Genomic DNA, 24852 nt, shown 5'->3' on the forward strand with positions numbered 1-24852 from the left:
GCAGTCGTGCGTCTTCGTTTCTGATTTCTCCTCTCACCATACTTCGCATAAGCACTATCGAATCTATTGTTATACTCTGCCTGAAGATGGAATATACTGTTCAGGGGCCTCATAACAATTTGTGCGATTATTGAATTAACGTTCGAGACAGATGCCTGGAGAATCCCACACGCGAACGGGAATCGACCGACGAACGATGTTGAAAACGATCGGTGCTACGGTGGGTGTCGCGGCGTTCGGAGGATACGCCTCCGCCGGGGGCGGTGGTTCCGAAATTCGACCGTACCAATGGACCGGACCTCGCTCTGGACCCAGTCGAACGGGAACGACCGAAGACGACGGTCCGACACCGTACGCCACACTCGATTGGAAGATGGATTTGGACGGCAGTATGTTCCACGTCGAGCCGATCGTTACCGACGAACTGGTGTATCTCGCCGTTACATCGGACAACACGCCCGGAGAGACCACCGGATATCTCGGCGCATACGACCTCGAAACCGGCGAGCGACGGTGGAAACGAACCGATATTCCGAGTCCGAAGCCACCCACGACCGATGGCGACAAGGTGTACGTGGCGACGAAGAACTTCGAAACCTCGAACTCGGGTGATGGGGGGATGTACGCGCTCGATGTTACGTCCGGGGAGACGGTGTGGACACGGACGGACCACGACGTGTGGTCTCCTCCCATCGTGACCGATGACCGGATATTCAGCTCGAACCGACACGGGACGTACGCGTTCGACCCCGACACCGGGAATACCGTCTGGCAAACTGCTGGCGTCTCCGGGTTGTCGGAGGAGGTCGGTGATGCACTAAGTTACATCGACGAAACCCTTTTCCTGAGCGATGGAACGGCGTTGGACGCCGCAGACGGGTCGATGGAATGGCGTGTATCCCCGGACGACACGACGCTCGGCAACCCGTCGGCAACCGAACAAATGGTCTATTTCTCCCAAACCAACTATCTCACCGGAGACGACGACAGCGTGGAGATACAAGCCCGGTCGCCGGACTCCGGACGGCTGGAGTGGAACTACGAGTCGTCGGAACAGAACCGGTGGGACGGACGCCCCGTCATCACCGACGAGCACGTGATATTCGTCGATACTTCCGAGGATTCCACCCTGAAAGCACTCGACAGGATGACGGGGGAGACGGCGTGGACGACGGACATGGTGGGAAAATCCTTCAGCAACCCGGTCGTGGGCAACGGAACGGTGTATCTCGGCGGGAACATCTCCGAACTGGGTATCATACACGCTATCGATGATTCGACCGGCGAGTTACAGTGGACGTACCCGCTCGACAGCACTGACCTCCAAACGTCGCCCGAAAACCCCCCCGCCGCCGGGGTACCCGTGATTTCGAACGGCAAACTGTACGTTGCGACGTATCCCGCCGGTGCGACGCTCGACTACGAGTACACGTACTTCTCGAACTTCTTCGTGCTGGGGTCGTCCGACCTGCAACCGGACGGGAGTTCCGGACTTCCGGACGGCAACGAACCGGACGGCGGGGACGACACCCCCGACAACCCAGACGAGGAAACCGAGTCCCCATCGTTGGATGCGTATATCGAAGTCACGCCGAGTCCCGACTCGACCGACCTCGACGGTGGCGACGTCCTCCAACTCGATGCGTCCGCTTCGACGGGGAGCGAACTTCGGTTCGAGTGGGATGTCGACGGGGATGGTGCGTACGAGAAAGGGGGACGTTCGATTCACGTGTCCCTTCCCTCCTGTGGGTCGCTGTCGATCACGGTTCGCGTCACGGACGGGGATGGCGAGACGGACACGGCGAGCGTTTCGATGGCGGCGAACTGATTCACGACGCGCCGCACCGATTTATGTTTTAGGCCAACCTAAAAATCGAAACTCCTTTATCGAATTAGACGAGCCTGAAAACATGGTTCGTGATCGTACAGAGCACCAGAGACCGACACAGGGAAATTCCCTCACGCGCAGCGGCGAATCGTGCGCTGACTGTGCCGCCCGTCGTGATCACCCCTCCCGTCATGTCAAAGGAGTAACTGGCAGAAATGCTTGACATGCAAGCAGTTATCTGCCCACCGTGGCTATGCCCGCGCATGAATAACCGACCACAAGAGGTGGTTCGGTGCGTGTAGTCGCCAAGTTCGGAGGCACCAGCCTCGGAAGCGGAGACCGCATCAACCGTGCCGCAGACTCAGTCGCAGCAGCCGTCGAAGCAGGACACGAAATCGCCGTCGTCGCCAGCGCGATGGGTAACACGACCGACGAACTGCTCGACGAAATCCACTTCGACGCGGACGAACCGGACCGCGCAGAGATCGTCAGCATGGGCGAGCGCACGAGCGTCCGAATGCTCAAAGCCGCCCTGTCCGCGCGCGGCGTGAACGCCATCTTCCTCGAACCCGGAAGCGAGCAGTGGCCGGTCATCACCAACACGCGCGGAGAGGTCAACGTAGAGGAGACGAAAGCGCGCGCCGCCGAACTCGCGGCGGAGATGGACGGAGTCGTCCCGATCATCACGGGCTTCCTCGCGGAGAACGAGGAAGGAGGCGTGACGACGCTCGGACGCGGTGGCAGCGACACGACGGCCGTGATGCTCGGCACGTACATGGACGCCGACGAAGTCGTCATCGTCACCGACGTGGAAGGCGTCATGACCGGCGATCCGAGCGTCGTGGAAGGCGCGCGGAACGTCGGCGAGATTACGGTGGACGAACTTCGAAACCTCTCGTTCCGCGGGGCCGAGGTCGTCGCGCCATCGGCGCTCTCGTACAAGGACGACAACCTTCACGTCCGCGTCGTCCACTACCAGCACGGCGACCTGCTGGCCGGCGGGACGAACGTCACCGGCCAGTTCGAGAACCTCATCGACATGCGCGAGTCGCCGCTCGCCTGCATGACCCTGGCGGGGCGTGCGATCCGAAACCGTCCGGGTATCCTCGCCGACCTCTCCACCGCGCTCGGTACCGGTAACATCAACATCGACGCCGTGGCGAGCGGCATGGACAGCATCACGTTCTACGTGGACACCGAGGAAGCGGAACGCGCCGAGAACATCCTCCATCAGGAGGTCATCGACGAGGAATCGCTCTCCAGCGTGACGGTCGACGACCCGATCGCCGTGATTCGGGTGACGGGCGGCGAACTCCCCAACGAACCGGGAATCATCCACGAACTCGTTAATCCCATCGCGGAAGCGCACATCAACATCCACGACCTCATCACCAGCGCGACCAGCGTCGCCCTGTTCGTGGACTGGGACGACCGCGAACGGACGCTGGAAATCCTCCAAAATCATTTCCAGCAGTAGGTCAGCAGTAGGAACGAGTTCGAAGTCGTTCCCACCTGACCCCATCCGCCTACCGTATTCCATCCGCTTACCGTATCCCATTCGTGTTCACGACATGCACACGAGTATCGACCGACAGCAATCGTCCGACAGCACGTATTTTCATCCGATTGTGAATCCGTAAATCCCGTCAATTGGGGATAGATTGCGCCAAACCGCCCGATATTTCGTCTTATCGACGTGCATACCACAACGGTAATTACCCAGTTCCATCACACTTCTCACAATGGTGCTCGAATCGTGGTCCATCTCCGGCCGCGCAGGGCGACGTCTCATCGCGGTCCTCGGAGGGTTGTACGTCGTTGCCGGTCTCGGAATGCCATTTTCGCCGTTTTCCCACGATTGGACAGCCGGTATCGTCTCGATATTCCTCCTCCTCGTCGTCGGCCCGGGGCTCATCCTCCTCTACGCCAGCTATCGATTGCCCCGAACCGAGGTTCGTCCCGACCTCTTCGGCTCCGTCGCCAAGTGGTGTCTCAGCGGCATCGTCGTGATGCTCGCTATCGTCGCACTCATCGCGCTCCTCATCGACCTCATGCGGCCGGGTAACATCCTCATCCTCACGGCGCTCGCCAGCGTCTCGGGTCTCGGAATGGGATTCACCGATGCGCGGGCCGAAACCCGCGCGCTCAACGCCGAGGAACAACGGCTCGAAGCCGAACGGTACAGCAAGGAACTGAAACGCTACGAGACCATCGTCGAAACCATCAACGACGGTATCTTCGTCATCGACGAGGACGACCGTTTCACGCTGGTCAACGAAACCTACGCCGAGATGGTCGGCTACGACCGCGAGGAACTCCTCGGCACCCACACGTCGCTGGTCGTCGAAAAGGGAATCGACGACCTTCCGATCGATGCCCAACGCGAACTTCTCAGGGACCGTGGCGGGAAGAAGACGTACGATGCCGTTCTGAAAACCTCGTCCGAGGAACTACTCGAAGTCGAAGCGACTGTCGGGGGACTTCCAGAAGGGGAGAACGCTCGACACGACCTCGCCGGTGTCGTCCGCGACGTGACCGAGCGAAACGAGCGCGAACAGCAACTCGAACGGCAGAACAAGCGCCTCGACAGCTTTGCGAGCATGATCGCCCACGAACTCCGCAATCCGTTGATGATCGGCCAGATGTACTGCAACGAGCTTCCGGCGGAGGCGGCTCCCCTGGCGGTCGAGTACATCACGGAATCGTTCGACCGCATCGAGGACATCATCGACGTGCTATTGGTCATCACGCAGGGTCACGAGGCGATTCCCGAGAGTACGCCGGTCGAACTCGCGGCCGTAGCGGAGAGCGCGTGGACGAAGGTGGAGTCGTCGAACGCGTCGCTCGACGTTCTCATCGACGCCACGATATCGGCGGACGAGACGTACCTCGAACACCTGCTTCGGAACCTGTTCGAAAACGCCATCGAACACGGGGGTACGGACGTGACCGTCACGGTCGGCGAGCTATCGACCGGATTTTACGTGGCCGACAACGGTATCGGAATCTCGGCCGAGGACAAAGAAACCGTGTTCGAGATGGGGTACACGACGGCGTCGGATTACGGTGGGATGGGTCTCGGATTGGCATTCGTTCGGGAACTGTCCGACGTGTACGGGTGGACTTGCTCGCTGACCGACAGCGAGACGGGCGGGGCGCAGTTCGAATTCTCCGACGTCACGAAAACGGCGGCGGCGAAGAACGAGTGAACGACAGTCTTCCGCGCACCTCTCGACACAAATTTTACGTGGGAGTCCGAACCGGCCGAACATGAACCGCGAGCGCTCTCGAAACCTGTACGACCGTGCGCTGTCAGTGACGCCGGGCGGCGTCAACTCGCCCGTTCGGGCCGTCAGACCGTATCCGTTCTTCGTGCAACGCGGCGACGGGGCACACGTCGTCGACGCGGACGGGAACAAGTACATCGACTACGTGATGGGCTACGGACCGCTGCTGCTGGGCCACGACATGCCCGACCCCGTGCAGTCGGCGGTGCAGTCCCAACTCGCCGACGGGCCGATGTACGGCGCACCGACGGAGGTCGAGGTGGAACTCGCGGAGTTCGTCACCCGGCACGTCCCGAGCGTCGAGATGATCCGTTTCGTCAACAGCGGGACGGAAGCGACTTCCTCGGCCGTGCGCCTCGCCCGCGGCTACACCGGCCGCGACAAAATCGTCGTCATGCAGGGCGGCTACCACGGCGCACAGGAATCGACGCTCGTGCAGGGCAACGCGGGAATGGCCTCGGAACCGAGTTCGAACGGGATTCCGGCGGCGTTCGCCGAGGAGACGATCACGCTCCCGTTCAACGACGCCGAAGCGGCGCGCGAACTGTTCGAAGAGAAGGGTGACGAAATCGCCTGTGTCCTCACCGAACCGCTTCTCGGCAACTGCGCCAGCGTCCCGCCGGTGGATGGCTATCTGGAGACCCTCCGCGAGTTGACCGAGGACCACGGCTCTCTCCTGATTTTCGACGAGGTGATGACTGGATTCCGTATCGGCGGGTTGCAGTGTGCACAGGGCAAGTTCGGCATCACGCCCGACCTGACGACGCTGGCGAAGGTCATCGGCGGCGGCTTCCCCGTCGGAGCCATCGGCGGCCGGGCCGAAATCATGGAGCAGTTCACGCCGACCGGCGACGTGTTCCAGGCGGGCACCTACTCCGGCCATCCGCTCTCGTTGACCGCCGGACTCGAAACCCTTCGCTATGCCGCGAAACACGACGTGTACGACCACCTCAGCGAACTGGGCGACCAACTTCGCTCGGGGCTGACCGACATCCTCGCGGACCGTGCGCCCGAGTACACCGTCGTCGGGATGGACAGCATGTTCAAGGTCATCTTCACCCGTGACGGGCCGCGCGACCTGTCGGGCCAGTGCGAAGCGGGATGCGTGCAGGACCCCGACTGTCCCCGGTTCGACTACTGCCCGAAGGACAAGGGCGACGTGAACCGCGCCGAGACCGAGCGCTGGGAACGCCTCTTCTGGCCCGCGATGCTCGACGAGGGCGTCTTCCTCACGGCCAACCAGTTCGAATCCCAGTTCCTCAGCTACGCTCACACCGAGGAGGACGTCGAGGCGACGCTGGAAGCGTACAAGGAAGCGTTGTAGCCCCAGGATACTTTCCCAATTTCCTATCGGTCAGAAGATTACTCACGGGTTTCACATCGGTAGACGAGCGTCACCATCGGATTCCCGGTCTCGGCATCCGTCCACCCACCGTACGCCGCATCGACCGGCGGTCCGATTCTGGCGTCTATGGCTAGTTCTTCCCGCAGTTCGCGGTACAGTTCCCCAACGAGCGTTCCCCCGTATTCGAACCGGCCACCCGGTGGCTCCCAGTGGTCTCCGGATCTCGTTACCAGCACGTTTCCGTCGGGCCCGAGGAGGATCGCTTTCTGGGTGATTTGCCCGACGTACTGCTCGAGATTATCAGTTATGTGACATTTACTACTCCTTGGAATTTCAATCTAATGCTCGATGGAATCAACTCAAAAAAGGTGAACGAATACTCTATAGTCTCACTATTATTGATGTGATTTGGAAACGCTGTCACCCGATTAATCATTCGAACAAATTTCGTGAAATTCTAGACCGCTTATTCTCGACGAAATAGTAGGACATCTCGCGTGATAATGTTGGACGAACAATTGGATATCCTCTCGGACGCTCGGCGGCGCGACCTGTTGCTCGCTTTGTCGAACGAGACGCCACGGACTGTTCGGACGAATACGGCCGCTATTCAGCGAACCGAGGAACGACGACATGCGACACGGATGTATCACATACATCTCCCCAAACTGGAAGATTACGGGTATATAAATTGGAATACGGAAACCGAACGTGTGACGAAAGGACCGAAGTTTGCGGAAATAGAACCACTGCTCGAACTCGTAACCGAGTACGAGGAGGAATATCTGGATTCTGTCCCTCCCTGTGAATCCCTCTGACTGTTGATCACAGGTGTCACAGAGACAGCACGGAGCAACGATCGGTTGGGACCCTGTCGTACTCCGTGCCAACTACTTATTCGTACTACCCTGGTATAACCTTACTGTGATTATCCGGGTGAACAATCTGAGATTTGATGTGTGCGGTGATGTAATTTTACTTCGAATGAGGGCGTGCTAGCCTTCAATTTATATTTATTGTGGTGTATTACTAACCGTTATTAAAATCTCGTCCCGTTCGATCTTGTCTCTCCAGTTTCCCGTTCCTCACGGTGCGATTTCGTGTTTTGCGATTCGACAACAACTGTGTGCGAGATATTCATACGCTCTGCACTATTAGTACTACTACAGATCGAACGAAGACGCTCCCGTCAGATGGGTTCATCTCATTGGACAGGAACTGACTTGTGAGGGGCGGTAAAACAATGAGAGCAGAGCCGGAAACCCCGGTCACATGGTTGGGACCCATGAAGGACGAATCAAATCATCAGCAGGCAGTCGAATTGTTGCAGCAGCTCGGGTTGAAAGAGTACGAGGCGAGGTGTCTCGTGGCGTTGTCACGACTTCCACAGGGGACAGCCAAGGAGATAAGCGATATCTCCGATGTCCCTCGAACGCGTGTTTACGACGCGATTCGAGTGTTGGAGAGCAAGGGACTCGTCGAAATTCAGCACTCGAACCCACAGAGATTTCGTGCCGTTCCTATCGAGGAGGCGGCCGAAACGCTCCGCCAGGAGTACGAATCGCGAACGGAGACGCTGGTCGAGTCGATAAACGAAATCGAACCCGTGCAGTCGGACGAGGACGACGAAACGACTCACGAGGTTTGGTCGCTGGACGGTGCGTCGGCCGTTCGAAATCGGACACAGCAACTCATCGACACCGCTGACGAAGAACTCGTCCTCGTCATCGGTCACGAAGCAGCCATCACTCCTGATTTGGTCGAACAGCTACAAGAGACGTACGCGAGTGGCATCCGTGTCCTCATCGGCACGCCGAACGACGCGATACGCGACAGAATCCGGCGAGAGATTCCGGACGCCACCGTCTTCGTTTCGGGGCTGGAGTGGCTCGAAAGCTCGTCGATTCGGGAGTCCGACGATACGGTCATCACGAGTATGCTGCTGGTCGATGGGGAGACGATTCTGGTCAGTTCGGCTCACGAAACGGATACCGGCACGGTCATCGAAGAGAAGGCCGTGTTCGGTCGTGGATTCGACAACGGAATCGTCGTCATCGCTCGGCGACTGATGGCAACCGGGCTGTTCTCGACCGAAGAGCCGAAAATCGCGGACGAATAACTGATCTCATTCCGGCGGCTCGGAACCGTCCGGCCGCACGCAAACTTCCCCGTCACTTCGAATGGTTACGTGGTACCCATAGTACTCGAAGGAGACGGTACTTTCCCCACCAAACTCCGACGCCTGCGGGCGAACTATCGAGTCCAGTGAATCCGGATCGACGTGCTCGTACAACGGTTCAAGCTCGCTTTGTGGACGGTTTTCTATCGTCGCTATCGTTTCTGCGACGGCGATACTGGGCGACGTGGAGGACCAATCGTACCGAACGCGTGTCGTATTCGAATCGGCTTCCGAATCGTCCTCGTCGATTGGTGACTTCTCTCCACTCATGGTATTCACTTCGTACGAACCTAGGAAACATAAGAGTAGTGTGATTATGTGAGTTAATCACCTCTTTCGAACAACGCATTTGGTCCGCGATTCGGACATATCGAAGGTGGTTCGGACGTTCGTCGGCATCGCCGGTCGAAGAGACGCTCGAATCCTCGCCCCCGATTCATATTCGTGCAACCCTCACCAACTTCGACAGACGACCGCCGAAACGGGTTGCGAAGGTGGTTTCAATGTCGGGGTCTCACTGTCGGATATGAGCCATCGAGGAAAGGAACTCCGTCTCGCTACACGAGGGTCCGACCTCGCCATTCGACAATCGGGAGAGGTAAAGGCGGCACTGGAAGACCGCCGGTACTTCGTCGAACTGGTGGAAGTAGCAACCACGGGGGATCAACTGGACGACGCACTCATCACGGAACTGGGAAAGACCGGCGCGTTCGTCCGTGATCTGGACCAGCAGGTGTTGGACGGCGACGTGGACGGCGCAATCCATTCGATGAAGGACATGCCGACCGAGCATCCGAACGAACTCATCGTCGCGGCCGTCCCCGAGCGCGCGAGCGCGAAGGACGCCCTCGTGACGCCCGACGGCAAGCCGATCGACGCGCTTCCCGACGGTGCGGTCGTCGGCACGTCGAGTCTCCGGCGGAAAGCCCAACTGCTGAACTTCCGTCCCGACTTGACCGTCGAACCGCTCCGCGGCAACGTCGATACACGAATCGAGAAACTCCTCGCGCCGGTTCTTCAAGCGGAACACGAGGAGCGAACCGAGGAGGAAAAGGAACGAAAGGGCCACGTTGGCAAGAAGGACAGCTACGAATTCCCGTACGACAAGAACATAGACGAGTGGTTCAACGACCTCTCGGAGGTCGGACGCGGCGCGCTCGAACGCGACATCGAAACGGAGTACGACGCCATCGTCCTCGCCGAGGCGGGACTCCAGCGCAGCGGTCTCGCCCATCACGTCGAGTACGACAGACTGCCGCCGAAGCAGTTCGTCCCCGCGCCGGGACAGGGTGCGCTGGCGGTCATGACGTTGGATTCGGAACTCGCCCACGACCTTCATACCGTCCTCGACCACCCACGGACGCGGGTCGAGACGACCGTCGAGCGAACGATCCTTCGCGAGTTGAACGGCGGTTGTATCGCCCCGATCGGCGTCCACAGCATCATCCAAGGCGAAAACGTCCACGTGGACGTACAGGTGTTCAGTCAGGATGGCTCCGAGGTCATCTCCCTCAAACGTGACGTGCCGGTCGAAACGCACGTCACCGGTGCGAAGCAGGTGGCGAACGAACTCGCCGAGCGTGGTGCCCGCGACCTCATCGCGGAAGCCCGCGAAGGGAGTGAGTGACGATGAAGGTCGCCGTCTTCCGGCCGGACGACGAACGTCTCGACGAGGCGGTGGAACTGTTGGAATCGCTCGACGTGAACCCCGTTCCGGACCCAATGCTGGCGGTTCATCCGACGGACGAAACGCCACACCACGCCGATTTCGTCGTTTTGACGAGCAAGACGGGCGTCGAACTCGCCGACAAGAACGGCTGGAATCCCGGCGATGCGACCGTCTGTGCCATCGGCGAACGTACCGCCGCGACGCTCCGCGAGTACGGCTACGACGTCGATATCGTCCCGGACGAGTTCTCCTCACGGGGACTCGTCGCAGTGCTCGCCGACCGCGTCGATGGAAAGTCCGTCGAAGTCGCCCGCAGTGACCACGGCAGCGACGTGTTGACCGACGGCTTGGCGAACGCCGGTGCCGACGTCCACGAGACGGTGCTGTACGAACTCGTCCGGCCAAAAGGGGCCGGTCGTTCGGCGGAAATCGCCGCCGACGGCGACCTCGACGCCGCCTTGTTTACGTCGTCGCTCACGGTCGAACACTTCCTCGACGCCGCCGAAGACCGGGACATCCGGGACGAGGTGACGGACGCACTGGACGACGTTCTCGTCGGTGCTATCGGCGGTCCGACGAACGACACTGCCCGCGAGCACGGTGTTCGCGTCGATGTCGTCCCCGACACTGCTTCCTTCGACCGATTAGCGGAGGAGGCCGTCGCCCGCCTCCACGACGAACCGAACGGCGAGGCCCAAGTTTAAATCCGAGAACGCGACAAGGATGTTCCCATGAGTAGCCCGGTTCCCGAGTTGGAAGCCCGCGCGACGGCCTGTGCGGACAGAGTACGCGAAGCGGACGATATACTGCTCGCCTCGCACATCGACGCCGATGGTTTGACGAGCGCCGCTATCGCGTCGTCCGCCCTCGAACGCGCCGGGGTGCCGTTCGAGACGGTGTTCTGCAAGCAACTGGGCGCTGATGAACTGGCCGCAATCGCGGCAACCGACTACGACACCGTCCTCTTCACGGACTTCGGGAGCGGCCAACTCGACATCATCGCGGAACACGAGTCGGCGGGCGACTTCGAACCGGTCATCGCCGACCACCATCAGCCAGCGGATGTGGATACCGAATTCCACCTCAACCCGCTTCTATTCGGTCTGGACGGCTCCTCGGAACTCTCCGGTGCTGGCGCGAGTTACGTCCTCGCGCGGGCGCTCGAACCCGACGGCGGCGACAACCGCGACCTCGCCGCCCTCGCCGTCGTCGGTGCGGTCGGCGACATGCAGATTTCCGACGGTGAACTCGTCGGCGCGAACACGGGTATCGTCGAGGAAGGACTCGACGCGGGCGTGGTCGAAACCGGTACCGACCTCGCGCTGTACGGCAAGCAGACCAGACCCCTCCCGAAACTCCTGGAGTACGCGACGGACGTGTACATCCCCGGTATCTCGAACGACCAGAACGGCGCCCTCCGATTTCTCAATGGCGTCGGTATCGACTTGAAGGAAGATGGAGACTGGCGGCGCTGGGTCGATTTGACGGCCGACGAACGCCAGACCGTCGCCAGCGCGCTAGTCAAGCGAGCCATGAGAAAGGGCGTCTCGGCGACCAAAATCGACGGATTGGTCGGCACGACGTACACGCTCGCCGCGGAACCCGAGGGAACCGAACTCCGCGACGTGAGCGAGTTCTCCACCCTGCTCAACGCGACGGCGCGCTACGACCGCGCGGACGTCGGTCTCGCGGTCTGTCTCGGCAACCGTGACGCCGCGTTGGAGCGGGCCAGAACGCTCCTGAAGAACCACCGACGAAACCTCTCGGAGGCCATCGGTTGGGTGCAGTCCGAGGGCGTGACGAAGGAGGAGAACGTCCAGTGGTTCCACGCGGAGGACAGAATCCGTGAGACCATCGTCGGCATCGTCGCCGGGATGGCCGTCGGCGCGAACGGTATCGACCGCAACGTTCCCATCATCGCGTTCGCCGACGAGGACGACGAAAACGTGAAAGTCTCCTCGCGCGGAACGCCCCACCTCACCCGCAAGGGACTCGACCTCTCGGTCGTCATGAAAACCGCCTCACAGGCAGTCGGCGGCGACGGCGGCGGCCACAACGTCGCCGCCGGTGCGACGGTGCCGAAAGGCACGGAAAAGGAGTTCATCGAGCGCGCCGACGACCTTGTCGGCGAGCAACTCGGGTAGCGGTTCGATTTCTATTCCGTCTCGTTACCGTACAGGTGGTGAAACCCCTGATGATCCGCCCGCGGAACCGGAGAACCCCGTGTCGTGTGTGGCATCGACGTAGGCTTCTGAAATACACTCGCGACATCATGGCACAGCAAGTGATCTACCAAAAGACCTAGTTGGCAGAGGGCGTGTTTATATCACATCATTTCAAAAGATATAATATAATGAAATCATTGAATACAAGTGGACAATGAGTGAAAAAGAACTTGGACGGCGACGATTCCTACGATCGACTGCGGCCGCTGGGATCGGTATCACCGGTGGAATCGCCGCGAGTGGCACAGCAGCAGCAGATAACTCACGTGAAATACAGGTTTTTTCCAATAGTAATTACTGGGAGTATCAAATATTCACCAAAATAGGCTTCGACGACGTAGAAAAGGGTAGTTATGCTGACGGAGATGACTACATTTCCAATGCGGGAAACAACGCGGGTGGACAGGTTAGTAAGGGAGGGCAAGACACCTTCTGGATGGATTCTGACGATTGGATCACTGGCATTAGTGTCACCTATAACGATTACGGATACATAGATATCGACGTAGCATCACCAACGGATTACTACGAAGCAATCGGTGTACAGAGAGACCAGAATCCGGACTGGCCCGGATATAATTACACCATCGACATCGATGGGGATGTGGAACCCAATGATAGTCATAATTATTTCGACTATGGTCAAGATTCTATTGATGGTGGGACATTCAGAGGTACTGTTGACCCCGGGGATACAGACAGTGTCCTGAGAACAGGACCTCCGACACACGTATTCATTGAAGATCCGAACTCCCCCGGACTTGGATTGGAGATCTTTTTATAATCTCCGCACAGGCTGTGTGCGAAAGCACAAAGAAAGCGCTTTAACGGACCGCAGAAGCCGAGGCAGCGGTCCTAATACCGATCCAGAGAACCTCGCCGAGACCCTAATTAGTATGCTCGCCACGAGATCCGGCGCAAGGAAAATCATCCCCACGAGAACGATCACAGACACTGAGACCCCGAAAGACCACACCAACGTTGCCGCTCGACGTTTTCCATCCCATGAAGCCTCAGTATTTCCCCACCAGTTCTTCGAACCGTCCGAGGTCGTGGCCGTGCAACACGTCGCAGTCATCCACTCGCTCCAACTCTTTCAGCGTGTACAGGCTCTCGCGCCACGCGCGCTCGCTCCACAGCAAGCCGGGACCGAGCGGCACCTCGTCTGTGTAGTTCGCATCGACGTAGGCCTCATCGCCCGCGATAAGTAGGGTTCCCGCTTCCGTCTCGATTCGCGCGCCGAGGACGCCCGGCGTGTGTCCCGGCAGGTGATGGAGTTCGAAGCCGTCGGCAATCGTGTGCGTGTCACGGTGGACGATTTCCCAGTTCAAATCACGGTCGAAGTCGGGTGCCAAGTAAGCAATCGACCCGTCGTCCGTCTTCGCCGAGTAGTAGGCGAACTTGAGTTCCTCCTCGTGGACGTACACCGGGACGTCCCTCCCCTCGAACCTGTCGAGTTGCCCCGCGTGGTCGAGGTGGAGGTGACTCATCACGACGCCATCGATGTCGTCGAGTCCGTATCCGTTCTTCTGAAGGTCGTCTTCGAGCGCGTGCTCCTCGGCGTCGTAGGCTTCGAACGCGCCGTACAACGGGTCGGGCCAGGACTCGGCGGCGTTTTCCGGACAGCCGGTGTCCCAAAGAAACGTCCCGGCGTCCGTCTCGATGACGGCGTTCCAGACGACGAAATCGATCAACTCGTGGGTGGGGTTCGGATTTTCGGCGCTCGCCATCGAGTAACCGTCGATGACGTAGGCGGTGTCGGCACGGACGCGGCCACGGTCGATGAGTGTGACTTCGGGCATACCGTGACGTTTGTTCCGTATGACATAATTCCTCTCGGTTTGGAGACTGCTGCACTCGAATCGCCCGCATTTTTACTTCCTGCTCCCCACGGTTCAGCTATGACCGAATTCGATGCCGAGAAGTTCGAGGACAAGTACGTCCACTACTTCAACGAACTCCAGCGTGGGTACAAGAACGCCTTCAGCTACATGAACGAGCGGTACGATTCCAAACTCATCCACGCCATCGACCAAGAGGTACTGAACGAGAGCGAACCGTTCTATCAGGGGGACGGCGAGTTTCGCATCGACCTCCCCGAGAACCCGACCGACCGCGTGCGGAGCGTTGTCGTGGAGGACGAGAAACTCGAAGAGACGCTTTCGGTGTACGTCGAGCGGTTGGAGTACGAACTGGCACGCGTCTTTGGATTCGAACCGAGCGATCCGGACGAGAACTAACGACGCTGCGGTTTTCTACCTCGTTGAAAACCCCGAAAAGTCACGGTTCAGCGGTGATTCCTGCCGGATTCGGTTTATGAGACAGTGGAAAGGCCTAAGGAGGCTCACCCCATATCCGGATACATGAGCACCGAAACTCAGGAAGACGGAGACGACCTCGAAGAACGGGTCACGAACTTCCTGCGCCGCAACTTCCCGCAGATTCAGATGCACGGCGGTAGCGCTGCGATCCAGCACATCGACCGCGAGTCCGGCGAAGTTACGATCATGCTCGGCGGCGCATGTAGTGGCTGTGGTATCTCCCCGATGACGATTCAGGCTATCAAGAGCCGAATGATCAAGGAGATTCCGGAAATCAACAAAGTCATCGCCGAAACCGGCATGGGCGGTGGCGACGGAATGGGTGGCGGCATGAGTCCATCCTTCCCCGGCGAGTCCAGCGATGACGACGATGACGAAGGCCCGCAGGCTCCGTTCTAATTCCGCTATTTTTAGTTTTCGGCCGATTCCATGGGCTGAATCACGATATTTATCCCACCGGACGCTGTAGCAGGCGTTAGTATGACGAACGACGACGCCACGGCGCAAAACGTCGTATTCGTTGTGATGGATACGGTGCGTAAAGACCACCTCTCTGTCTACGGATACGATCGCCCGACAACGCCGGGCCTCGAACGGTTCGCGGAGGAAGCAACCGTCTTCGAGCAGGCGGTTTCCCCCGCTCCTTGGACCCTTCCGGTGCATGCCTCTTTGTTCACTGGAATGTATCCCAGCGAACACGGCGCGAGCCAGGAGAACCCGTATCTGGAAGGTGCGACGACGCTCGCACAGACCCTCTCCGCTGCGGGGTACGATACCTCGTGTTACTCCTCGAACGCGTGGATCACGCCGTACACCCATCTGACGGACGGTTTCGACGACCAAGACAACTTCTTCGAAGTGATGCCCGGCGATTTCCTCTCCGGGCCGATGGCGAAGGCGTGGAAGACGATGAACGACAACGAGTCGCTTCGGAAGGTCGCGGACAAACTGGTCAGCCTCGGCAACGTGGCTCACGAGTACCTCGCCAGCGGCGACGGTGCGGACTCGAAAACGCCACAGGTCATCGACCAGACCATCGAGTTCATCGACGACTCCGACGGCCCGTACTTCTCGTTCATCAACCTGATGGACGCTCACCTTCCGTATCACCCGCCGAAGGAGTACCGAAAGGAGTTCGCTCCCAACGTCGATTCCACCAAGGTGTGCCAGAACTCGAAGGAGTACAACTGCGGCGCACGCGACATCAGCGACAAGGAGTGGGACGCGATTGGCGGCCTTTACGACGCCGAAATTCGCCACATCGACGACCAACTCCAACGGCTGTTCTCGTGGATGCAGGAGAACGACGAGTGGGACGACACCATGGTCGTCGTCTGTGCCGACCACGGGGAACTGCACGGTGAACACGACCTGTACGGTCACGAGTTCTGTATCTACGACCCGCTCATCAACGTCCCGCTGATGGTCAAACACCCCGAGATGGAGTCGGGTACGAGCGACCAACAGGTCGAACTCATCGACGTGTACCACACGATTCTCGACCACACCGGCGTCTCCGGGTCGAACTCGACGCGGCCGCTCGAAGAGGCGCGGTCGCTCCTCAACGAGGACTACCGCGCGTTCGCCGAGGACGTCCCGGGTGACGGCGAGTGTGCATTCGTGGAGTACTACCGACCGGTGGTCGAACTGAAACAGCTAGAGGAGAAAGCGAAGAGCGCGAACATCACGCTGGACGAGGACTCGCGCTTTTACTCGCGGATGCGTGCTGCTCGCAGACCCGACGCCAAATACATCCGCAACGAGCGCATCGAGGACGAGTTCTACAAACTCGACGACGACCCCGGCGAGTTGAACGACCTCCGGGGCGAGGGAACCGAGGAAGAGGTCGAACTCGAAGCCGCGCTCTCCGCGTTCGAGGAGACGGTCGGCGGCGAGTGGAACGAGGTCTCCGACGGTGACGACGTGCTCGACGATATGAGCGACGACGCCAAGGACCGCCTCCAAGACCTCGGTTACATCGACTAACGTGACCGACAAGTCGGCTCCGGACGGCGGAAGTGCGCTGTCCGCAGGACTGTCGGAGCGGTTCGGGACCGGCAAGCTACTGCTGGGCTTCGTTGTCGCGGTCGTCCTCATCTACCTGATCGTCGTCGCCTCCGGGTGGCGACGAGTGCTTCATGCCCTCCAGGGTGCGGACTACACGTGGATGTGGATCGCCTGCCTTTCGACGTTTATCGGCCTCGCCGCGTGGGGCAAGGCGTGGCAGATCGTTCTCGCCGTGCTCGACATCAAGGTGGAGTTCAAACGCCTCGTCGTCACCTACCTCGCGGCGACGTTCGCCAACTACGTCACCCCGTTGGGACAGGCTGGCGGCGAACCGTTCATCGCCTACATCCTCTCGCGGGATACGGAGGCGAACTACGAGGACAGCCTCGCGAGCGTCGTGACGGCGGACCTGCTCAACCTCCTGCCGTTCTTCAACTTCGCGGCGCTCGGGTTGAGCTATCTGCTCATCCGCGCGTCGCTTCCGGACGACGCGAAGACGCTGGCGCAGGGACTCGTGATACTGGCGTTCGGTATTCCAGCTCTCGCCTACGCCGGTTGGCGGTATCGAGAGCGCGTCGAAGACCTCGTGATCCGCTTCATTGCCCCCATCGCCACCCGCACGTCACGGATCACGGTCGACGGGATTCGACAACGTATCGACCGGTTCTATCACTCGCTGGAGCGCATCGCGAGCGAACCGCGCCAACTGCTGTTCGCGCTGGTGTTCTCGTACACGGGTTGGATCTTCTTCGCCCTGCCGCTGTATTTCGCGGGGCGGGCGCTCGGCCTGCCACTTCCACTGGTGCTCGTGCTGTTCATCGTTCCGGCGAGTACGCTGGCCGGACTGACGCCGACGCCGGGCGGACTGGCGGGCGTCGAGGCGGCGCTCACGGTCCTCATGGTCGGACTCGTTCCGGCGATTTCGTGGAGTTCGGGCGTGGCAGCCGCCATGGTCTACCGGTTTGCGAGTTACTGGTTCGTGCTCCTCATCGGTGGCATCGCGTCGCTGTTCGTCATCATGCGGTCGTGACGTTCAGCTTCCGCCTTTTCTTCCTTCCCACGTTTTCACCAATCCGGCGAGCGTTCGGTTGACGGGCGTCTCGATACCGTGTTCCCGCCCGCGAGTGACGACGTAGCCGTTTATCGCGTCGATTTCGGTCCGCTTCCCTCCTTCCACGTCCTGGCGCATCGAGGAGGTGTTCGCAGTGGTCGCGGTCGCGACCGCCGTGACCGCACCGACCGCGTCCTCGTCCGTCAACTCGACGCCTTCGGCACGCGCGACGGCGGCCGTTTCACGGGCCGCCGTCGCCGCGATAGTTTCGGCGTCCCCACGGAGCAACGCGCCGTTTTCGACCCGCGCGAGCGCGGTGGTCGGGTTGATTCCCGCGTTAACTGCGAGCTTCTCCCACAGCCTTCGGGGCATGTCTTCGGCAATCGTCGTCTCGATGCCTGCCGCGGAAAACGCCTCCCCGACCCTGTCCGCCGCGTTCGAACGTCCGCCGTGGTGTGCACCGAGTACCACGTCACCGACCCCGGTACACTCGACGTGGCCGGGTTCGGACAGCACCGCGCCGTAGGTCGCGGTTCCGGCGAGGACTGGGCAGTCGAGGTGCTCTGCGAGGATTTCCTCGTTTCCCATCCCATTTTGGAGCGAGAGAATCGTCTCGAATTCGCCTGTCGCTAGCTCCTCTGCGGCGGTGATGGTGTGAAAGGCCTTGACCGTCACGACGGCGCAGTCGGCGCGGAGACCGGTCCCGTCGGTGGTCGCGTCGGGCCGAACTCGAAAATCGAACTCGCCGCCCACCGTCAGTCCGACGTCGCGTACTGCGCTCGCGTGCGGGTCGCGGGCGACGAGCGTCACCGTGTGCTCACGGGCGAGTAACCCGCCGATGAGACTGCCGAGACTCCCCGCACCGAACACGACCACGTTCATACTCGACCGAGGAATCCGAGGGTGAAAAATTCAGCCGTCTTTCGACTCTCAGTCTTCCGTCCAGTAGTAGAGTTCTTCCTTCGGGACGCCGCAGTTGGGACAGGTATCCGGTAGGTTGTCGTCCAGATCACCCATCTCGCCGCAGTTCGAGCAGCGCCACATCAGCTCCGCTTCGCCGAGTTCGTGGCCCGCACGGGCGTGCTCCACCGAGAGTGCTTCGTAGCCCTCCCGCATGGTAACGTAAAAGCCGGAGTCGTCGAAGCCCCGGATGTCCCCCAATCGGTTTCCGTTGTCGTCGTAGACGGTTTGTCCGAGTTTGAGTCGGTCCACATCGATCTCCACGTCCGGATCGTCACCTGAATCGCTCACCATGTGTGTGAGTTCGCCGTTCATCATCTTAAAAGCGACCGCCGTCACGCGTTCCGCCGACTCGTTTCTCATCGTGATCTGACGGCCAATATTATGGTTTCCATGCGTATGCAAGCCCGGAACTGACACGGAAACGTCCCCAACAAACGATCGACACGAGGACTCATGCTCAACGAGACGATCAACACGAACCATGGAACGGTAACGACGAATCACGACACGATAATGCAGTGGGTCGAAAAACACGACGGTCGCCCGGCGACGGACGAGATGACCCCCCACAGCATCGAATACCTCCGAATCGAATTCCCGAACATGGACGACACTGAAGCACTCGCGACCGTCGGGTGGCGTGAATGGTTCGAGGAGTTCGAAGCCCAAGAACTGGCCTTCGTGTATCCGAATCACGACGAATACGACGACCCGAGTCAGGCGTACAAACTCGTGGACCGAACGACGGCCGCCGAGCACACGTGATTCCGACACGACCGTGATCTCCGATTATTCGCTGTTGTCGACATAATTGACCGTCCCCGACGCGTTTTTGCCTCCCCACTCGAAACCCCTGGCCATGCAAGCAGTAACCCTCGGTCCGGCGGGTACCTACTCACATCGGGCCGCCAGCGCAGTCGCGGACGACGTCGAATTCCTGGAATCCGTCACCGACATCGTGAAAGCGGTCGCCGGTGGCGAGTACGCTCGCGGTGTCGTCCCCATCGAGAACAGCATCGAAGGAAGCGTCACGGCGACGCTGGACGCCCTCGCGGACAACGACGTTGCGGTCGTCCGCGAACTCGTGACGCCGATCCGTCACGCCTTGATGGCCCAGAGTACCGACTTCGAAACGGTCGCCAGCCACGCACAGGCGCTCGCCCAATGTCGGCCGTACCTCGAACGCGAGTACCCCGACGTGAAACGAGAGGCCGTCACGAGCACCGCTCGTGGCGTCGAACGCGCCCGCGCCGACTCGTCAGTGGCCGGTATCGCCCACCCCGACAACGCCGGGGAACTGACCATCCTCGCGGAGGACATCCAGGAACGCACGTCGAACGCGACCCGGTTTTTCGTCCTCGCGCCCGCGGACGAACGCTCCGACGCGGGCGGTAAATCCTCGCTCGTCGTGTATCCCGGTTCGAACTATCCCGGTCTCCTGCTCTCGCTCCTCGAACCGTTCGCCGACCGCGCCATCAACCTCACCCGCGTCGAATCACGACCGAGCGGGGAACGACTCGGCGACTACGTCTTCCATCTCGACTTCGAGGCGGGTCTGTACGAGAAACGCGCCAAAGACGCGCTCGCCGAAGTCGAGTCGCTTGCGGAGAACGGATGGGTGCGGCGACTCGGATCCTACGACACGCAACACGTCATCGACGGGTGACGTAACTTTCAGCGTGAATTTTTAAGCCGTCGTACGTCGAACGGTGAGACGGAATCATGGCCGGACGAAAGAATCCCTTCGATGAGTTAGAGGAACTGTTCGAACGAATGGGCCGCCAGTTCGAGAGCATGGGTGACCAGTTCGGCGGGGGCGGTATGGGCTGGCAACCCGGCGGCATGTCGCTCGATATGGCCGACCGTGGCGACGAGTTCGTCGTCACCGCCGACCTGCCGGGCTTCGAGAAGGACGACATCGACATCTCGCTCCGCGGAGACCGCCTTCGAATCTCGGCCGAGAGTTCGGCCGAAACCGAGGCCGGTGACGAGGACTTCCTCCGGAAGGAACGCCGCCAGCAGTCGATGAGTCGAACGCTCACCGTTCCGGAACCCGTGGACGAGACGGGCGTCTCGGCGGAGTACAAAAACGGCGTGTTGACCGTCACGCTCCCGAAGGAGATGGACGAGGACGATTCGCACGACATCGAAGTCAACTGATCGTCCGCCGCGACTTCCCGCCCGTCCCGATACCCGTAGACCCGTGGTAAACGGCGGGACTTACAGCAACCACAACTCCCTTGCTATCTCGGGCATAATCGCGGCACATGACGCTCGACGCAGGCGACGACGCGCCCGAGGTGACCGCGCAGAACCAGCACGGCGAGACGGTATCCCCGTCCTTCGAAGCGCCGACGGTCGTGTACTTCTACCCGCGTGACGACACGCCGGGGTGCACCATCGAGGCGAAGCAGTTCAACGCGGAACTGGAGAGTTACCGCGACGCCGGTGCGACCGTCTACGGCGTCTCGACCGACGACGTGGACAGCCACGACGCGTTCGCCGACAAGTTCGACCTCGAATTCGACCTGCTGGCCGACCCGGACGGCGAAATCGCCGACTCGTTCGGCGTCGAAATCGAGAACGACTTCACCCAGCGAACCACGTTCGTCCTCGCGGACGGCGAAGTCCAGGCTGTCTACCCCGGCGTGGACCCCGACGGCCACGCGCGCGAAGTGTTGCAGGAGATGCTCGACGACGAACTCGTCGTACTGGACTGATCGGACCGGTTTCGGGTTCGGTTGCTAGTTTTTTGTCTCCGCTCAGTGACGTTCGCGTATGGAATTTCGCTCGAACCTTCCCGAAGGAGTCATCGGTGCGGTTCAGTGGGGTGTGACGGGATTCTTCTGCTTTCTGATCGGCTTCGCGTCCGTCGCGTGGTATCTCTCCTCGACACGGGCGACGTATTTCATCGACGGCACGCCTGCTGCAATCGTATTTCTCCTCTCCATGATCATCGCCGGATTCCTCTGGGGAGTTCGAAATCCGGACGGGCAGCGAAAGCGCATCGAGGTTACCATCTGGCTGCTCGTCCTCGGATTCCTCCTCCCGATGCTGACCAACCTAATCTCCGTCTCTTCGGGACTCTCGGATACCGTAACGACGTTTTCAGTTCTTCAAATCCTCGCACATATCCTGGTCATTTTCGTCGCTTACGGCTCGGTGTACGGACTCGATTTGGTGGTGTTTCTGCCAGACGAAACGAGTTGACAAAATCATGACTGATGGGCCGGTCCGTCAGTCGATGTGTATCGCGGGGCGACCGGGACGCGCTTTCGCCGCCAAGTCGCCGTCGGCCTCGTCGGCCGTCAACAGGTGAACGTCGGCGTCGAACTCACGCTCGAACAGCCAGTTCGCCCGTCGAAGCGCGACCTGCTCACGCTCCGGCGAGAGCGTTTCCGGAAGCGACTGGCGCTCCTGTTGTAGCTCCTGTCCGTACTTCGCGGCGTCGTCGCCCTGCTTCCGTATCTCGTCTTCCTGCATGATTTCGCCGATGACGTTGGGGGCGTCGGACTCGCGCGCGATGTCGAGCGCCTCGAACTGCCACGGCGCGGCGACGACGATGTCGATGCGTTCGGGGTCGTCGATGTCCGCGATGGTGACGATGTGGCGAACGTCCTCCTGGGTGTTCTCGACCAACTGACGGGCCAGTTCGAGTTCTGTCGGGTCCATCTCGGGTTCCGGCCACTCGGCTTCGACGACGAAGCCCTCGCCACCGAGGTCGCCCCACAGTTCCTCGCAGATGTGCGGGGTGACGGGTGCCAACAGTTTGACGACGGTTCGCAGGCCGCGTTCGAGCGTCGGGCCGTGCGGCGAGGTTTCTTCGCGGTAGCGCGTGAGCAGGGTCGTCAGTTCCTGTGTCTCGCGGAGCGCACCGTTGAACGTCAGCGACTCGAACTCGTCGTTGGCGATGGCGACGGTGGCGTCGATTTCGCGTTCGACGTACTCCGCGACTTCGTCGTGCTCGCCGTCGAGCGACGATTCGACGAACGATTCGACCGCCCCGGCGAGACGTTCGAGGAACTGGTGGCTCGATTTGACGCCCTCCTCGGTCCAGTCGAAGTCCTTCTCCGGTTGGGCGGCCTGCATCGTGAACAGACGGGCCGTGTCGGCACCGTACTCCTCGACGATGCGCTGGGGCGAGACGACGTTGCCCTTGCTCTTGGACATCTTGTCGCCGTCGAGCAGGACCATCCCCTGCGTGACGAGGTTCGTGAACGGTTCGCGGTGGGAAAGCAGTTCCATGTCGGAGAGCACCTTCGTCACGAACCGCGAGTACAGCAGGTGCATGACGGCGTGCTCGATGCCGCCGACGTACCGGTCGACCGGCATCCAGTCGTTCGCCTGCTCGGTGTCGAACGGGGCGTCGTCGAGGTGCGGCGAGACGTACCGCAGGAAGTACCACGACGAGTCCATGAACGTGTCCATCGTGTCCGTCTCGCGGCGCGCATCGCCACCACACTCGGGACACTCGACGTGGTTCCACTCCTCGGCCGCGTCCAGCGGGTTTCCGGTCGTCTGCACGAATTCGGGCAGTTCGACCGGCAGTTCCTCGTCCGGAACGCTGACCGGCCCACACTCCTCACAGTGGATGATCGGAATCGGCGTTCCCCAGTAGCGTTGTCGCGAGATGCCCCAATCACGGAGGCGGTACTGGACGTCGTGAGCGGCGCTCTCGATGTCCGCTTCCAACCGCTCGCGAGCATCGTCGCTGTCGAGGCCGTCGTAGTCATCGCTGTTGACGAGAACGCCGTCCTCGGTGTAGGCCGCCTCGCTCACGTCCGGAACGTTGTCCTCGCTCGGTGCGACGACGGGGGTGATGTCCACGTCCATCGACATCGCGAAGGCGTGGTCGCGGGAGTCGTGGCCCGGAACGCCCATCAGCGCGCCCGTCCCGACGTCCGTGAGGACGAAGTCGGCGACGAACACGGGAATTTCCTCGCCCGTTGCGGGGTTCGTCGCGGTCAGATCGGTGGCGATACCTTGCGGTTCGTCGCCCTCCGGGTCGGCGACTTCGTCCACGAAGTGTGCGATGTCCTCGTCCTCTTCGGCCAGTTCCTCGGCGATGGGGTGGCCGGGAGCGAGCGCGAAGAAGGAGACGCCGAAGATGGTGTCGAGTCGGGTGGTGAACACCTCGACGGGACCGTATCCTTCGACGTCAAACTCGACGGTGGAACCGTGCTGGCGGCCGATCCAGTTTCGCTGCATCTGGCGGACGTTGGACGGCCAGCCGTCGAGTTCGTCCAAATCGTCGAGGAGTTCGTCGGCGTACTCGGTGATCTTCAGGAACCACTGGTCGAGTTCGCGCTGTTCGACGGGGGTGTCACAGCGCCAGCAGAGTTCCGCGTCCCCTTCGACCTGTTCGTCGGCGAGCACCGTCTCACACGACGGACACCAGTTGATTTCGGCGGCTTCCCGCTCCACGAGTCCTTCCTCGCGGAACTGGGTGAACAGCCACTGGTTCCAGCGGTAGTAGTCGGGCTGGCACGTCGTGATTTCGCGCTCCCAGTCGTAGCCGAAGCCCATGTCCGCCATCTGCTCGCGCATCGTGTCGATACACGAGAGCGTCCAGTCGCGCGGGTTCGTGTCGCGTTCGATGGCCGCGTTCTCGGCGGGCAGACCGAACGAGTCCCACCCCATCGGGTGGAGGACGTTTTCGCCGTCCATGCGCTTGTATCGGGCGTAGGCGTCCGTTATCGTGTAGTTACGGACGTGACCCATGTGGAGTTGGCCGGAGGTGTACGGGAACATCCCGAGGACGTACGCCGGGTCGGACGCCTCGTCCGGGATGTGGAAGACGTCGGCGTCGTCCCACGCCTCCTGCCATCGATGCTCGATTTCCGTGTGGTCGAACTGTCGTCGTGTTTTCATGCGAGAATCCGGGTTGTTCATCCTTTGTTCCGTTTGGCTTCTATACGTTGTCATCTGGCAGCGCCGTTCACTTCCGATTTTCCGTGTTCTCGTGTATCTGTCAGGT

Annotated in this window: 24 protein-coding genes; 18 read left to right on the forward strand and 6 right to left on the reverse strand. The window is 60.6% G+C overall.

What is annotated here, in order from left to right:
- The first annotated feature begins 151 nt into the window (after nt 1-151).
- From NKF25_RS00635 to NKF25_RS00650, 4 genes are all read left to right on the forward strand, one after another.
- Nucleotides 152-1828 carry a PQQ-binding-like beta-propeller repeat protein gene (locus NKF25_RS00635; protein ID WP_253224818.1) on the forward strand — a complete coding sequence of 559 codons (1677 nt, stop codon included), beginning with the start codon at nt 152-154 and terminating at the stop codon, nt 1826-1828.
- 292 nt (nt 1829-2120) lie between these two features.
- Nucleotides 2121-3305, forward strand: coding sequence for an aspartate kinase (locus NKF25_RS00640; RefSeq protein WP_253224819.1), 1185 nt, complete (start codon nt 2121-2123; stop codon nt 3303-3305).
- Between the two features lie 265 nt (nt 3306-3570).
- A complete protein-coding gene (locus NKF25_RS00645; RefSeq protein WP_253224820.1) occupies nt 3571-5037 on the forward strand; it encodes an ATP-binding protein in 1467 nt (488 codons plus the stop codon).
- Between the two features lie 61 nt (nt 5038-5098).
- Nucleotides 5099-6439: a glutamate-1-semialdehyde 2,1-aminomutase gene (locus NKF25_RS00650; protein WP_253224821.1), complete on the forward strand. Its 1341-nt coding sequence runs from the start codon at nt 5099-5101 to the stop codon at nt 6437-6439.
- Between the two features lie 38 nt (nt 6440-6477).
- Here NKF25_RS00650 and NKF25_RS00655 read toward each other — a convergent pair whose 3' ends face one another.
- Nucleotides 6478-6798, reverse strand: a complete 321-nt coding sequence (locus NKF25_RS00655) for an NUDIX domain-containing protein (protein WP_342766305.1) — start codon at nt 6796-6798, stop codon at nt 6478-6480.
- Nucleotides 6799-7745: 947 nt separating this feature from the next.
- Between NKF25_RS00655 and NKF25_RS00660 the strand changes: the two genes are divergently transcribed.
- Nucleotides 7746-8579, forward strand: coding sequence for a helix-turn-helix domain-containing protein (locus NKF25_RS00660; RefSeq protein WP_253224823.1), 834 nt, complete (start codon nt 7746-7748; stop codon nt 8577-8579).
- Nucleotides 8580-8585: 6 nt separating this feature from the next.
- On the opposite strand, the gene NKF25_RS00665 is transcribed toward NKF25_RS00660, so the two are convergent.
- On the reverse strand, nt 8586-8909 hold the full coding sequence (locus NKF25_RS00665) for a HalOD1 output domain-containing protein (protein ID WP_253224824.1): 324 nt from the start codon (nt 8907-8909) through the stop codon (nt 8586-8588).
- Nucleotides 8910-9165: 256 nt separating this feature from the next.
- Here NKF25_RS00665 and hemC point away from each other — a divergent pair, with 256 nt between their 5' ends.
- The 4 genes from hemC to NKF25_RS00685 all read left to right on the forward strand — a co-directional run bounded on the left by hemC (nt 9166) and on the right by NKF25_RS00685 (nt 13317).
- Nucleotides 9166-10266, forward strand: coding sequence for a hydroxymethylbilane synthase (gene hemC, locus NKF25_RS00670; RefSeq protein WP_253224825.1), 1101 nt, complete (start codon nt 9166-9168; stop codon nt 10264-10266).
- Nucleotides 10267-10268: 2 nt separating this feature from the next.
- Entirely contained in the window at nt 10269-11012 is a 744-nt protein-coding gene (locus tag NKF25_RS00675) for a uroporphyrinogen-III synthase (protein ID WP_253224826.1), read from the forward strand.
- A 27-nt stretch (nt 11013-11039) separates the two neighbouring features.
- A complete protein-coding gene (locus NKF25_RS00680) occupies nt 11040-12452 on the forward strand; it encodes a DHH family phosphoesterase (protein WP_253224827.1) in 1413 nt (470 codons plus the stop codon).
- Between the two features lie 235 nt (nt 12453-12687).
- Complete coding sequence (locus tag NKF25_RS00685) at nt 12688-13317, forward strand: hypothetical protein (RefSeq protein WP_253224828.1); 630 nt, start codon at nt 12688-12690, stop codon at nt 13315-13317.
- Nucleotides 13318-13546: 229 nt separating this feature from the next.
- On the opposite strand, the gene NKF25_RS00690 is transcribed toward NKF25_RS00685, so the two are convergent.
- Nucleotides 13547-14335, reverse strand: coding sequence for an N-acyl homoserine lactonase family protein (locus NKF25_RS00690; RefSeq protein ID WP_253224829.1), 789 nt, complete (start codon nt 14333-14335; stop codon nt 13547-13549).
- 99 nt (nt 14336-14434) lie between these two features.
- On the opposite strand from NKF25_RS00690, the gene NKF25_RS00695 reads away from it, so the two are divergent.
- From NKF25_RS00695 to NKF25_RS00710, 4 genes are all read left to right on the forward strand, one after another.
- Nucleotides 14435-14773 carry a DUF5783 family protein gene (locus tag NKF25_RS00695; protein ID WP_253224830.1) on the forward strand — a complete coding sequence of 113 codons (339 nt, stop codon included), beginning with the start codon at nt 14435-14437 and terminating at the stop codon, nt 14771-14773.
- A 123-nt stretch (nt 14774-14896) separates the two neighbouring features.
- A complete protein-coding gene (locus NKF25_RS00700) occupies nt 14897-15253 on the forward strand; it encodes a NifU family protein (protein ID WP_066139919.1) in 357 nt (118 codons plus the stop codon).
- Between the two features lie 81 nt (nt 15254-15334).
- Nucleotides 15335-16840, forward strand: a complete 1506-nt coding sequence (locus NKF25_RS00705; RefSeq protein WP_253224831.1) for a sulfatase — start codon at nt 15335-15337, stop codon at nt 16838-16840.
- A 1-nt stretch (nt 16841) separates the two neighbouring features.
- Nucleotides 16842-17891, forward strand: a complete 1050-nt coding sequence (locus tag NKF25_RS00710) for a flippase-like domain-containing protein (protein ID WP_066139925.1) — start codon at nt 16842-16844, stop codon at nt 17889-17891.
- A 3-nt stretch (nt 17892-17894) separates the two neighbouring features.
- On the opposite strand, the gene NKF25_RS00715 is transcribed toward NKF25_RS00710, so the two are convergent.
- Nucleotides 17895-18794, reverse strand: a complete 900-nt coding sequence (locus tag NKF25_RS00715; protein WP_253224832.1) for a ketopantoate reductase family protein — start codon at nt 18792-18794, stop codon at nt 17895-17897.
- A 48-nt stretch (nt 18795-18842) separates the two neighbouring features.
- A complete protein-coding gene (locus tag NKF25_RS00720; RefSeq protein ID WP_253225576.1) occupies nt 18843-19166 on the reverse strand; it encodes a rubredoxin-like domain-containing protein in 324 nt (107 codons plus the stop codon).
- Between the two features lie 162 nt (nt 19167-19328).
- Here NKF25_RS00720 and NKF25_RS00725 point away from each other — a divergent pair, with 162 nt between their 5' ends.
- From NKF25_RS00725 to NKF25_RS00745, 5 genes are all read left to right on the forward strand, one after another.
- The gene (locus NKF25_RS00725; RefSeq protein ID WP_253224833.1) at nt 19329-19640 is read left to right on the forward strand and encodes a hypothetical protein; all 312 of its coding nucleotides are present in this window, start codon (nt 19329-19331) and stop codon (nt 19638-19640) included.
- Nucleotides 19641-19734: 94 nt separating this feature from the next.
- Nucleotides 19735-20541, forward strand: a complete 807-nt coding sequence (gene pheA / locus NKF25_RS00730) for a prephenate dehydratase (RefSeq protein ID WP_253224834.1) — start codon at nt 19735-19737, stop codon at nt 20539-20541.
- A gap of 56 nt (nt 20542-20597) precedes the next feature.
- A complete protein-coding gene (locus tag NKF25_RS00735; protein WP_253224835.1) occupies nt 20598-21035 on the forward strand; it encodes an Hsp20/alpha crystallin family protein in 438 nt (145 codons plus the stop codon).
- Between the two features lie 107 nt (nt 21036-21142).
- Nucleotides 21143-21595 carry a peroxiredoxin gene (locus NKF25_RS00740; protein ID WP_253224836.1) on the forward strand — a complete coding sequence of 151 codons (453 nt, stop codon included), beginning with the start codon at nt 21143-21145 and terminating at the stop codon, nt 21593-21595.
- A 58-nt stretch (nt 21596-21653) separates the two neighbouring features.
- Nucleotides 21654-22085 (forward strand): hypothetical protein, encoded by a 432-nt coding sequence (locus NKF25_RS00745; protein ID WP_253224837.1) that lies wholly within the window; start codon nt 21654-21656, stop codon nt 22083-22085.
- 27 nt (nt 22086-22112) lie between these two features.
- Here the strand turns inward: NKF25_RS00745 and leuS are convergent, their stop codons facing one another.
- The gene (gene leuS, locus NKF25_RS00750; RefSeq protein WP_253224838.1) at nt 22113-24746 is read right to left on the reverse strand and encodes a leucine--tRNA ligase; all 2634 of its coding nucleotides are present in this window, start codon (nt 24744-24746) and stop codon (nt 22113-22115) included.
- Nucleotides 24747-24852 lie beyond the last annotated feature (106 nt).

Origin of the sequence: Haladaptatus sp. AB643, assembly GCF_024136975.1 — an archaeon.
Classification (GTDB): domain Archaea; phylum Halobacteriota; class Halobacteria; order Halobacteriales; family Haladaptataceae; genus Haladaptatus.